The sequence below is a fragment of the Pseudoalteromonas sp. NZS37 genome (assembly GCF_015864265.1).
In the GTDB taxonomy this organism is placed as follows: Bacteria; Pseudomonadota; Gammaproteobacteria; order Enterobacterales; family Alteromonadaceae; genus Pseudoalteromonas; species Pseudoalteromonas arctica.
In genome coordinates this window covers 141,269-153,674 of record NZ_JADYXL010000005.1, presented here as the reverse complement: position 1 = coordinate 153,674, position 12,406 = coordinate 141,269, and the positions used below count along the sequence as shown (strand labels likewise).

Here is a 12,406-nt window from a genome sequence, read left to right as displayed (position 1 = left end):
AAGTTGAACTATACATTCATTTAATAAAAGAGGTCATTATGAACACCCATCAAGGATCAGAAGTAAATCATATTACTGACATCATTCAAGTTATGAACAGCGGCATCGATTTTTATCAAAAAGCACAGGAAAAAGTTGAAGACCCTGCTATTGGCGCACTTTTTCAGCGTATGATAGATGCCCGAAAAGTGAGTGTTGAGCGCTTGCAGCCATATGCAATTAATGAAAAAGGCGAACGCGAAGATGGTTCATCTTTCGCAGTTGAAGCACGACGTGCATACACAGCCTTACTTACTACATTCACCTCACATAACGACAGCACGTATGTAAAAGAGCTTGAAGAAGTAGAAGATAAAACGCTTGTAGAAATTAAAGCCGCTATGGATAAACCACAACCGGCTGATTGCGAAGCTGCACTGGCTAAAACATTATTAACAATGCAAAGCTGCCATGCAGAAATGAGCCGTATGCAAAAGCAGTAAGCTTACATAACGCATAAATACAACCCAGCCTAGCGCTGGGTTTTTTATTGCCTCTAATACCAATCTGTATAAATCTTTAAGCAATTTAACGAATTAAATCACACTATAACGATGCCATATAGACCCCATATATAAGCAAATTAGTATAAACACCACCTTATTTCGCCACATTTTAAATACACAATGAATACAAATATTTAATGTTATTAGAATATTTATTTAACCACGCTTTATTTTTGCTGTGCTAATTTTGTTAGTAGGTACCTAAAACCTTGCTGTGGCGCCGCAGCATTTAATTAAAAATAAGGTCCAATATGAAAAGTAAGCTAGGGCGTGTTGATCTCTGGTGGTTGAATTTACAGCAGTATGTTTGGTTTTTATGCAAGGCAGAGTCTATGTAGTGTGGTTATTCCCCATAAATAGGCGATAACGCAGCATAAAGGCCAAACATGCGCTGCCCTTTGGGCTCTTTCTAGGGACGATTAACTCTTTGTTGCTCGGTTTTTACTTAGCCCACTAGGTTACAAACCTCGCGCCGCGATTTAATCGCCCCTAGATTGAACAAATTTCAATCCACAAAGATTCACACGCCCTAACTAAACTGCAAAATAATGCTGATGTAGATATGACCCCGATGTTAGACATAGTGTTCATATTACTAATTTTCTTTATTGTAACTACATCTTTTGTAAAACCTGTGGCTATTGAATTAAACCGACCACTCGACAGCCCTCAAATAGATAAGCCTGTTAAAAATGCTTTATTTAGAATTGATGAAAGTAACGCAGTATATTTTTCAGGGAGGTTAATTGATTTAGAGCAAGTTGCGACTAATTTAGCGATGTTCGCGGCTAAATATGAAATAAGTTCGGTACTTATAACCGCAGACGAAAACAGTACACATAATACTTTAATGAGTGTAATGAATAATATTAAGCAATACGATGATTATTCAATAAGTTTGATTTCTAAATAAAACAGCCCAATATAAAACCAAAAAAAGGGCCTTACGGCCCTTTGAGTTAAATAACGAAAGGGAGGTTATTAATTAAAAACGGTATTCTGCGCCTATGTAGTAGTAAGCACCGTTAAATCCAAATGGAGCAGAACGACGTGAGTAGTCAAACACACCTGAGCTACTTATTACTGTGTTGCCACTAGCATCCACAATAGTACCTGAGCGAGAGTTACCTATTTCGTTTTTATCTGGGTAAACATCAAACAAGTTATTTGCACCAATATTTACCGATAAATCTTCAGTAACGAAGTAGTTAACTTTAACGTCAGTTAAAATTTCTGCGCCATACGTTTGACGACCACCATCTTCTACTGTGTACTCACCAAAGCGATTAAGTGACAGGTTAACTGTCCAATCATCACGTTGATAAAGTGCACTTAAGTTAATACGATCCTCTGGTTGCCACTCTTCAATAATAGAGATGTCTTCAGCTGAAAATATATCTTCTACGTTTACTGTCTCAAGGCTTGAGCCAGCAGGCGAAAATAACGATACAACATCTGTTTTGGTAAAGTTAGCTGCAAGTGTAAAATCAAGCGTGCCGCCTAAACCTTCAGTGTTCCACGTTGCTACAAAATCAACACCACGGGTTTCTGTATCAGCACCATTTAAGAAAAACTGACCTACGCCAGCACCCGCACTATTTAGTGCAGCATCAAGGCTTGTAGATAAACCTTTACCTAAGCGGTCACTAATTACAATACGGTCGTCAATATCAATTGAGTAGTAATCAACGGTTACATTAATATTATCTGTAACGTTATATACAATACCTAAACTACGGTTTTGTGATTTTTCTTCTTTAAGCTTTGGAATACCTAAGCTTTGCGCAAGTGTTGAATCATTTCTAAATGTACCAACCTCTTCTGCAACTAAATTACCATTAGTACCAACAACAAATTGCGTACTTACGTTATTAAAGTAAAGCTGCTGCATTGAAGGCGCTCTAAAACCTGAGCTTAATGCACCACGTAGTGAAATATCGTCGGTTACAGACCAGTTACCAGCAAGCTTAAAGTTTACTGTATCACCAAAGCCTTTGTAGTTATCGTAGCGAAGTGCACCCGATAAAATTACATCTTCAATCACATAAGCTTCTGCATCTATGTAAAATGAAATTACATCACGCGATTCATCAACTGATGACGCAGGAGCTGAACCACCAAAACCTTGTGAACCACCTGATGCATCTTCAGAACCAACACCACCACTTAAGCCGTTGTAAATACTTACACCGTTGGTTGTATCGTAATCGCGGTATGCGTACTCATTACCTTCTAAAATGCGATATTCGTCAGTACGGATTTCTGCACCCATTGCTAAAGAATAATCATCAAAGTTTTGCGTAAAATCAATATTGATTGTTTGTAGTGATAATTCCATGCCGTAAGCGTATGCTTCACGTGGGATGGTTGTACGAATATCAGCAGCACTTAGACCTTGATCATAACGTAAAAAGTTAGCGTATGAGGCATTGATAGTGTCACTTGTCGTGTAATCAATGCTGTTTTCACCATAGGTGTAAGATAAATCAAGGCTTGCATCGTTATCAAACTCAGTTTTATAACCAAAGTTGTACGAGATATCGTCGATAGTTGTATTAATTTTTGGTAAGAAACCTAATGGAATCGTTGCATCGTTATCTTGTAGTACTGGGTTGCCACCTGCATTTGCATTATGACGGAAAAATGCAGCCGACTCATTTTCACGTGTTGAGTAAGTAATAAAGCCGTAAAGCTCGCCATCACCTAACTCGTAACCGGTATTAATTGTTAAACCAAACTGCTGAGAATCAGCATCACCAATTCTGAATGTATCACGATCGGCTGTCAGCTCACGCGGATCGCCAGCAAGTAAAGTGCCGTCACTTAGTTCTGTACAACCATAAAACTGACAAGAGCCATGTAAACCTGCACGATTAGTAGGTGCACGGTCACGGTAATTGATAGTTGTATTTAAATAACCGTCATCACCTAGCGCAAAGCCTTTATTAAAATCAAGGTTAATGGTTTCGCCATCGCCTTCAGAATATTGACCGTAGTTAATAGCCGCTTTGCCACCTTCGCTACCATCTTTAAGCACAATATTAATAACACCTGCAATTGCATCAGAACCATACTGAGCAGCAGCGCCATCACGTAACACTTCAATGCGTTTAATTGCAGAGGCTGGAATTGCATTCATGTCAGTACCTGCGGTACCACGCCCAACAGAGCCATTAATATGAATAATACTTGCTTGGTGACGACGTTTGCCGTTAATTAACACCAATGTTTGATCGGGGCCCAAACCGCGAAGTGTCGCAGGTCTTAAAGCATCAGTACCGTCACTAATTGCAGAGCTTGAAAAGTTAAATGAAGGGGCGATAGACTGTAGCATACGACCAACTTCTGTTTGGCCCGTATTTTCAAGCGCTTCTGCACTTAAGATATCTACTGGAACGGGTAAATCTTCAACTGAACGTCCTGCTACACGGCTACCGACTATAGCAATTTTTTCAATTTTTTCTTGAGCGACTTCTTCTGCTGCGTTTACACCTTGCGAATTTACTGCAAGTAAAGCTGGTAATACTGCTGCACTGACCGCTGAAAGCTTCATCATGTTGTTATCATTCCTGTTGATTTGTTTGAGTTTTATACTCAGTAAACCATTTTGATCAACAACCGCATCGAGTTCAGTCCCACCTAATAATGCCTCTAGAGCATCTAGCTGAGTGTAAAATCCATAAACTGAATTTGCGTCATACTGCTTTGCCAACTCATAAGAAAACACCACGGTTTGCTCTGTTTGTTTAGCATATTCAATTAAGGCTTTGTCTGCTCGCTGCGCTTTTATATCAAATTGCACCATTTGCCCAGTGGTTTGAGTTGCTGCTTGTACACTCAAGCTAAAAATAGCCGGTACAAGCACACTAAATCCACTCAATAAATGCGTTTGGTTACTGCGCAACTTATATAAACAGCTGACAAACAAAAATCCTCTATGGTTTTGTTTCTTTTTTTTAATATTTTTTTTACGTTCAATCTTTATTGATGCAACTTTATCTAACATTAGTTTGATTTGCATAACGTCTACTTATGATTCTGTATGGTGTTTTAGCGTTACTACATGCTCACCTAAACGCTCATGATCAATCGAAAAATTAGTTTGTAAACTTTCTAGTAAACCTTCAACGTCACCCGCTTTGAATACCCCAGCTACTTTAATGCTGGCAAGCTCGGCTGATGAAAGCTCAAAACGTGTTGCGGTATAGCGACTTACTTCATTTAAAGCATCGCTTAGCTCTTCTCCATTAAAAATAAGCATGCCATTTTGCCATGCCAAATCGCGTTGTACGTCGTTCATTGAAAGCTGGGTAATTGGCTTTGTAACACTCTGCTCTATAATTACTTTTTCGCCTGAGGTAACAATATTGGCATTAATTTGACGAATTTTTTGCGTGCTGTTATCTGCAAGCTGATAATCTTTAAAGTCATTTGCGTCAACCGCTACACTAGGGTCGGTGATCATCACTTTGCCTTCGGTAACAACAAGCTCTAAATCTGATGAGGTATTACGCTGTACATTAAACACGGTACCGAGTGCAGTAAAGCTTTTGTCGCCGGCCATAACACTAAACGGACGCGTGGCATCTTTTGCTACATTAAAACGCCCTTCTCCACGACTAAGTAATAACTGCCTGCGGCCCTTGCTATAAGCAACTTCTAGCAAGCTATTAGTATTAAGCTGCACTATGGTGCCATCTGGCAACACATACGTTGCTTGCTCGCCTACTTTTGTTTTGTAAATTTTAGTGTAATTAACTTTTGCAAGCTCTTGGTTATAGCCATTTTCTAAATTAATTAATAAGTAGCTGCATACCATTAACGCCGCAAATAAGCTCGCTGCAATTGAGTAAGAAAACATCCACTTATTTTTTGATGCTTTAGTATTGTTACGCTGAGGAAATAAATGACTTAATTCATTTAACACCGAAAGCTCATCCCAAAGCTGAGCAAGCTCGTATATAGAGTCTTGATGGGCGGTGCTTTGCATCATCCATAATTTAAATTGCTCTTTTTCATCATCAGTTAAACCACGATCAATTGCGCTTATCCAATCACATGACTTTTCTAAAATTAAATCTTTTGAATTAAATTGATGAACATTACTCATTCTGCGACCCTCTTAACTGATATAGGGTGTGCTTGAGCTTTAGGGTTTGTTTGAGGGCTTTGCTCATGTTCACGCATGTACAACATGGTTTGTAACAATCCTTTGGCAATGTGTTTTTCAACAGTGCTTTGGCTTAACTGCATTTGGTCTGCGATCTCTTTTTGGCTCATGCCGTAAACTTTTTTTAATATAAAGCATTTACGAATCGATGAGCTTAGTTGCTCAGTAGCTCTACAAAAAAGTAAAAAGCGCTCTTTAGATGTGTATTCATCCTCAAGCTTCATTGATTTGAGTAATACGGGTAATTCGTTATCATTTTCTAACGAATCATTAAATTTGTTGTCCCACTTAGCTATATGGTTAAGTGCTAGGTGTTTTGCTGTTTTAAGCATGTAACTGCGGGTAAACTGTATATCTTGCTTTAAATCAGCTTCGTAGCTTTTTACAAAGGTTTCTTGCACAATATCTTCTACATCGTCGGGTTGAACAATGCGCGATACAAAACGTTTGAGCTGTTTAGATATATCAACAAATGTTGACGTGAATTTTACTTTTTTCGTCATCCTTAACATCCACCTGTTGTTATTTTTATTATTAGGGCGTGTTGGCCTTTCGTGGTTGAATTTGCAGCCGTACGTTTGGTATTTAGGCAAGGCAGAGCCTATGTAGTGTGGTTATTCCCCATAAATAGGTGATAACGCAGCATAAATGCCAAACATGCGCTGCCCGTTGGGTTCTTTCTAGGGACGATTAACTCTTTGTTGCTCGGTTTTGACTTAGCTCGCTAGGTTACAAACCTCGCGCCGCGATTAAATCGTACCTAGATTGAACAAATTTCAATCCACAAAGGTCAACACGCCCCATTAGATTACGAGTTTTTGATATAAAAACAAGCTCAAATGTTAATTCTGGGTTATTTAAATGGATAGGAAGATAAATGAGTAAATTTTTAGATTATATCCGGCTTAGTTTCTTTGCATTTGGTTTACTACTTGGAGTGCAAATTCCTGCATTTGTAAGCGATTTTGGCCAAGCATTATCAGCCCAATTAATTGAAGCTAATAATGCCATTGCGCCTTTTAAAAGCGATGCAGCTAAGTATTTTAATAATGATTTAAGTAAGCTAATTAAACACTATAAAAATATTGATGATGGGATTGTGAATAAAGGTGCAAGTAATATCAGTACACTTTACACACGACAACAAGACTTACAAATCGCTGTAAATAGGTTTGCGCAATCTCCATATATTTTTACTATGATCAGTGGCATGAGCGATGTAAAGCAACAAGTGTGGCAACGCTTTGAAGGTCAAATCATTTTAAAAAAAGACTCTATTATAGCCGCCATTGTTGCAGCTATTATAGTTGCCTTACTTGCCGAGCTTACTGGTTATTTGTTTTTAACTGGAGTAAAACGCTCATTTAAACGCTTATTCGCAGCTCAAAAATAGTGATTTCATAAAGTCATAAAATACATCGGTTTTGCGGGTAGTTAAGCTATTTTGCGGACGCAAAAACCAAACTGGTGCATCATCTTGTGCCATTACACCGGGCATAACTTCAACTAAAATGCCATTTTTAATATCTTCATGAATAGCTATCATTGATTTAATTGCAATGCCATGACCTGCAATGGCTGCTTGAGTCATATTGTCGGAATTAGAAATAGTAAAGCGTGTTCTTGCATTAAAAGTATGTGTTTTACCTTGTTCATCAAAAAGCTTTAATTGGCGCTGCCACGGCAGGCAAACCCAATAGTGTTCGCTCAATTGAGCTAAGCTTTTAGGCATGCCATATTTTTTTATGTAGCTAGGAGCTGCGCAAAGTATACGTTTGTTGTTTACTATTTTTCGTGACAGTAAACCGGAATCATTTAATTGTCCTACACGAATTGCCACATCTTGTGCGTCATCAACCACATTTACAAAATGATCTGTAATTAAAAAATCAAGTTTTAGTTCAGGATAGGCCTGCTCTAACTCATTAAGCCTTGGCATTACGTATTTTGAAAAAATCCAAGGGGGCATAGTCACGCGTAATAAACCACTCACAGATGAACTACGCGCACCAATACTATGCTCAGCGTCGTGCAGCGCCTCCATTATAGCGCCAACTCGCGTATAAAATATTTCACCTGCGGGAGATAACCGTACTCGTCGGCTATCTCTAAAAACAAGTACTGTTGCAAGCTCACGTTCTAATTTACTTAAGCGATGGCTTACCGTTGCAGGCGATAAACGCTGCTCTCGTGCAGCAGCAAGCACCCCTTTATTTTCAACTACTGCTATAAATGTTTCTAGGTCGCTTAAATTATACATAAAGATGCCATTGTGCACTTTTCAATGTTTAACATTTTCGAATGAAGCTTTCAGTTTTGCAATGTTTATTTAAATATGTAAAACACTATAATTGAAAATAGTCTAATTATTGAGGTTCAATCATGAGTTTAAAAGCGCAAATAGATGCCTATAACGTACAAAAAGATGCCAAGTTACCGGCTGACGTTTTAGCATTAATGAACACTACAAACGAAGAGCTTATTGCACAGCATATTAAAGACAATGCGTTGCAAATTGGTCAAAAGGTAGAAAACTTCAGCCTAGCCAACCATAACGGCGAAAACATTGAGCTTGCGGATTTATTAAAAAAAGGCCCGGTAATTATTAGCTTTTATCGTGGTGGCTGGTGCCCATATTGTAATTTAGAGCTAAAAGCACTTAATGACTACTTACCGCAATTTAAAACTCAAAATGCTCAGTTAGTCGCAATATCACCACAACTGCCTGATGAAACTCTCTCAACTGCACAAAAAAACGATCTTGAGTTTGACGTGCTTTCAGATGTTAGTAATAAAGTAGCTGAGCAATTTGGTTTATTGTTTACACTTGATGAGCGTATTCAAGCGTTATACACACAATTTGGTATTGATTTTGAACACTACTACGGCGATAAAAGCTTTAAATTGCCGCTACCGGCTACTTATGTGATAAACCAAGAAGGTGTTATTACATACGCATTTTTAAACGAAGACTACACCCTACGCGCAGAACCTACTGATATTATGGCAGCACTTGAATCGGAGAATAACTAATGTCTATTTTAAAATCGTTAAAAACACTTACTCTTTCACTACTTGTAGGCACAAGCCTTGTATCTGGTTATGCAGTCGCTGATGAACCAAAAGAACAAACAAAGCCCAAAGTGCTTATTTTTGATGTAAACGAAACCCTACTTGATTTAACGTCAATGCGTACCTCTATTGGTAAAGCACTAGGCGGGCGTGAAGATTTATTACCACTTTGGTTTTCGACTATGCTGCACCATTCATTAGTAGATACAGTAAGCGGTAGTTATCACGACTTTGGGCAAATTGGGGTGGCATCACTTCTTATGGTTGCTCAAAATAACAATATTGATATTACTAGTGAACAAGCTAAAACAGCTATTGTTACGCCTCTTTTAACGCTTCCTCCACACAGCGATGTTAAAGAAGGACTGGCAAAACTTAGAGCACAGGGCTATAAATTAGTAAGCCTTACAAATTCTTCAAACAAAGGTGTAAAGGCACAGTTTGAAAGCGCTGGTTTAATGTCTTACTTTGATGCACGTTACAGCATTGAAGATATTAAAATTTACAAACCAGACTTACGTGCTTATGAATGGGTACTTAAAAAGCTAAATGTAGCACCAAATGAAGCAATGATGGTTGCAGCCCATGGCTGGGATGTTGCTGGCGCAAAAGAAGCGGGTTTACAAACCACTTTCATTGCACGCCCAGGTAAAGCACTTTATCCATTAGCTAAAAAACCAGATCACGTTGTGAAAGATTTACATGAATTAGCCGCTCTACTTAAATAAGTATGCGCTGATGAATCAATACCCAAGCGGCCAATGTTAGGATGACATTGGCCGCTTTTTTATACCTAACCCTAATAATTTAGAATTTTAGTGTATTTATTTTCATAAAAAACATGTTAAAAAATTGAATGTAAACAAAGCATTTAGCCCGCTATGAGTTACTTTATCTGCTAGCAATTTAGTACTCACAACGCTACTATTAAATAAATACGTGGTGGAGAACATAATGAATAGTGAAAGATTAGGTGAGTTTGAGCAGTACTTTCAAATTAATGAAAGTATAAGAGTAAATTTATTCCCCGTATCAAACGGACAAGTTCCTAAATCGCAGCTTGAGCTTGAAGACGACATTCCCCCACTATTTAGATTAGCAAATGAAGTAAGTGAGCTTGAGCAAAGCTCGTTACGCCCACTGCGTAACTTAGGCGATATAGCACAAGAGCTAGCTACTTTTTTACAAGCGCAGTCACGTAAAATAGATTTAATAATGAGCCATATTTTGGCCTCAGAACAAGCCCAAGATAACGCAATACAATGTGATAGCTACGGCGGTGGCGGTATTCGTTTTACATCACCCGAAGTACACTCAATTGGCCAAGCATTTAGAACCAAACTGTTTTTGCACCACGAGGCCTCTGCGGTTTATTGTTACACCGAAGTTGTGGCAGTAGAAAAACAAGATAGCGAACACTACCAATACACTATGCTCTTTACCGCAATTAGAACCACAGACCAAGAACTTATTGTTAGAGCGAGTTTACATGCTCAAACCCGCCAACTTAAAAAACGTCAAGAACTTGATCAAAACCAAGGCGACCTAAACAGTGATAATTAGCTGACATCTTTATGTAAAATGCTAAACTAGCGCCATCTTAATTAGTATATAAAATTCATGAACTTTAGACTTTTACCAGAATGGGCCGAGCAAGACGCTGTTATGCTTACATGGCCTCACAAAGACACCGATTGGGCCGACAACTTAGTGCGTGTAGAACCTGTATATATTGAACTTGCTAAACACATAACAATGCAGCAACAGCTTGTTATTGTGGCGCATAACAGTGCCTTAAAAGTGCATATTACAGCATTACTAAATAGTGCTAACGTCTCTCTTAATCGTGTTCATTTTGTAGTAACGCTTACTAACGATACCTGGGCGCGCGATCATGGTCCGCTTACTTGCGCCGCTATTGATTCACCAGAGCAATTAAAAGTATATGATTTTACTTTTAATGGTTGGGGCAATAAGTTTGAAAGCGCATTAGACAATCAAATTAATCGTACTTTGGTAAAAGAGCTAAGTAGCACAAACAACCAATATCAAGCGCTTGATATGGTACTTGAAGGTGGCGGTATTGAAATAAACGAGCACGGTGTGTTGCTAACAACCAGCGAATGTTTGCTTAATAAAAACCGTAACCCTGATTTAAACCCAAATGATATTGAAGCACTTTTGAAAGAGCACTTGGGCGCAACACATTTTTTATGGGTTGAACAAGGCTATTTAGCGGGCGATGACACCGACAGCCACATTGATACCTTAGTGCGTTTTGCACCAAATAATACCCTTGTATATGTGCAGTGTGACGATAAAACTGATGAGCACTTTAGCGCACTTGATGCGATGGAAAAACAACTAAAAACCTTTAAAACTGCCGATAACACCCCATATAACTTAATTGAGTTACCGTGGCCAAAAGCCGCTTATGACGATGAGCAAACACGCTTGCCGGCTACCTACGCTAACTACTTAATTATTAATAATGCTGTGCTTGTGCCAACGTATAATGATGCCAATGATGAACGTGCTCTTGCGCAAGTTCAAAAAGCATACCCACAACACACTATTATTGGCGTAAATTGCCAACCAATTATTGAACAATTTGGCAGCCTGCACTGTATTACAATGCAATTACCTCGTGGATTTTTAGCTGGAGCAGCACAATGACAAGCCCTGCAAAATTAACCGTTGCGTTAGTGCAACAAAGCAATACCGATAACGCTCAGCACAATATGGCAAAATCAATGAGTGCCATTCGTGAAGCCGCCCAAAAAGGTGCAAAACTGGTTGTACTTCAAGAGCTACACCGAAGCCTCTATTTTTGCCAAACCGAAAATGTTGACGTATTTGATTTAGCCGAAACCATTCCAGGCCCTAGCAGTAACGCCTTAGGTGAGCTTGCTAAAGAGCTAAGCATTGTTATTGTGGCCTCTTTATTTGAAAAACGCGCTACGGGCCTTTATCACAACACCGCGGTTGTATTAGAACAAGATGGCAGTATTGCGGGTAAATACCGCAAAATGCATATTCCTGATGATCCAGGTTTTTACGAAAAATTCTACTTTACCCCTGGTGATATCGGTTTTGAGCCTATTCAAACCTCGGTGGGTAAATTAGGCGTGCTAGTATGTTGGGATCAATGGTTTCCTGAAGCTGCCCGCTTAATGGCAATGGCAGGCGCTGAAGTGTTAATTTACCCAACCGCTATTGGTTGGGATCCTAACGACGACATTGCTGAGCAAACTCGTCAAAAAGATGCGTGGGTTATTAGTCAGCGTGCCCATGCTGTTGCCAATGGTGTACCGGTAATTAGCTGTAACCGCGTAGGTCATGAAAGTGATTCAAGTGAGCAAAGCGATGGTATTGCGTTTTGGGGCAATTCGTTTATTGCAGGCCCACAAGGTGAATTATTAGCTGAGGCTAATAATACTGATGAGCAAATTTTAGTGGTTGAAATTGATCAAAAACGCTCAGAAAACGTAAGACGTATCTGGCCGTTCTTGCGTGACCGACGAATTGATCACTATAAAGACCTAACAAAAATATACCGAGACTAAGTAAACTTAACTCAAGATGGCTCTTACTTGCTAAGAGCCAACTATAAATGGAG

General features: G+C 39.0%; 12 protein-coding genes. 8 read left to right on the top strand and 4 right to left on the bottom strand.

What is annotated here, in order from left to right:
* The first annotated feature begins 38 nt into the window (after window positions 1-38).
* Together I6F47_RS11240 and I6F47_RS11235 are read left to right on the top strand one after the other, a co-directional pair.
* Window positions 39-482 carry a ferritin-like domain-containing protein gene (locus I6F47_RS11240; protein ID WP_007585695.1) on the top strand — a complete coding sequence of 148 codons (444 nt, stop codon included), beginning with the start codon at window positions 39-41 and terminating at the stop codon, window positions 480-482.
* A 625-nt stretch (window positions 483-1,107) separates the two neighbouring features.
* Window positions 1,108-1,458 carry an ExbD/TolR family protein gene (locus tag I6F47_RS11235; RefSeq protein WP_165722263.1) on the top strand — a complete coding sequence of 117 codons (351 nt, stop codon included), beginning with the start codon at window positions 1,108-1,110 and terminating at the stop codon, window positions 1,456-1,458.
* Between the two features lie 72 nt (window positions 1,459-1,530).
* On the opposite strand, the gene I6F47_RS11230 is transcribed toward I6F47_RS11235, so the two are convergent.
* The 3 genes from I6F47_RS11230 to I6F47_RS11220 are packed head-to-tail and all read right to left on the bottom strand — an operon-like array spanning window position 1,531 to window position 6,218.
* Window positions 1,531-4,566, bottom strand: coding sequence for a TonB-dependent receptor plug domain-containing protein (locus I6F47_RS11230; protein ID WP_033027055.1), 3,036 nt, complete (start codon window positions 4,564-4,566; stop codon window positions 1,531-1,533).
* A gap of 9 nt (window positions 4,567-4,575) precedes the next feature.
* A complete protein-coding gene (locus tag I6F47_RS11225) occupies window positions 4,576-5,655 on the bottom strand; it encodes a FecR family protein (RefSeq protein ID WP_197110760.1) in 1,080 nt (359 codons plus the stop codon).
* On the bottom strand, window positions 5,652-6,218 hold the full coding sequence (locus I6F47_RS11220; protein ID WP_002961494.1) for an RNA polymerase sigma factor: 567 nt from the start codon (window positions 6,216-6,218) through the stop codon (window positions 5,652-5,654). The genes I6F47_RS11225 and I6F47_RS11220 overlap by 4 nt, the downstream gene beginning before the upstream one ends.
* A gap of 374 nt (window positions 6,219-6,592) precedes the next feature.
* On the opposite strand from I6F47_RS11220, the gene I6F47_RS11215 reads away from it, so the two are divergent.
* Complete coding sequence (locus I6F47_RS11215) at window positions 6,593-7,108, top strand: DUF2937 family protein (RefSeq protein ID WP_024608298.1); 516 nt, start codon at window positions 6,593-6,595, stop codon at window positions 7,106-7,108.
* Here the strand turns inward: I6F47_RS11215 and I6F47_RS11210 are convergent.
* Window positions 7,088-7,975, bottom strand: coding sequence for a LysR family transcriptional regulator (locus I6F47_RS11210; protein WP_007585683.1), 888 nt, complete (start codon window positions 7,973-7,975; stop codon window positions 7,088-7,090). The genes I6F47_RS11215 and I6F47_RS11210 overlap by 21 nt on opposite strands.
* A 122-nt stretch (window positions 7,976-8,097) precedes the next feature.
* Between I6F47_RS11210 and I6F47_RS11205 the strand changes: the two genes are divergently transcribed.
* The 5 genes from I6F47_RS11205 (at window position 8,098) to I6F47_RS11185 (ending at window position 12,353) form a co-directional block, all read left to right on the top strand.
* Window positions 8,098-8,748 (top strand): peroxiredoxin-like family protein, encoded by a 651-nt coding sequence (locus I6F47_RS11205; protein WP_007585680.1) that lies wholly within the window; start codon window positions 8,098-8,100, stop codon window positions 8,746-8,748.
* On the top strand, window positions 8,748-9,515 hold the full coding sequence (locus I6F47_RS11200) for a haloacid dehalogenase type II (RefSeq protein WP_010554072.1): 768 nt from the start codon (window positions 8,748-8,750) through the stop codon (window positions 9,513-9,515). The genes I6F47_RS11205 and I6F47_RS11200 overlap by 1 nt, the downstream gene beginning before the upstream one ends.
* A gap of 226 nt (window positions 9,516-9,741) precedes the next feature.
* Window positions 9,742-10,350, top strand: a complete 609-nt coding sequence (locus I6F47_RS11195; RefSeq protein WP_002961502.1) for a PilZ domain-containing protein — start codon at window positions 9,742-9,744, stop codon at window positions 10,348-10,350.
* A gap of 57 nt (window positions 10,351-10,407) precedes the next feature.
* On the top strand, window positions 10,408-11,463 hold the full coding sequence (locus I6F47_RS11190) for an agmatine deiminase family protein (protein WP_197183866.1): 1,056 nt from the start codon (window positions 10,408-10,410) through the stop codon (window positions 11,461-11,463).
* Window positions 11,460-12,353, top strand: coding sequence for a carbon-nitrogen hydrolase (locus I6F47_RS11185; protein ID WP_197183865.1), 894 nt, complete (start codon window positions 11,460-11,462; stop codon window positions 12,351-12,353). Before I6F47_RS11190 ends, I6F47_RS11185 begins: the two co-directional genes overlap by 4 nt.
* The last annotated feature ends 53 nt before the right edge of the window (window positions 12,354-12,406 follow it).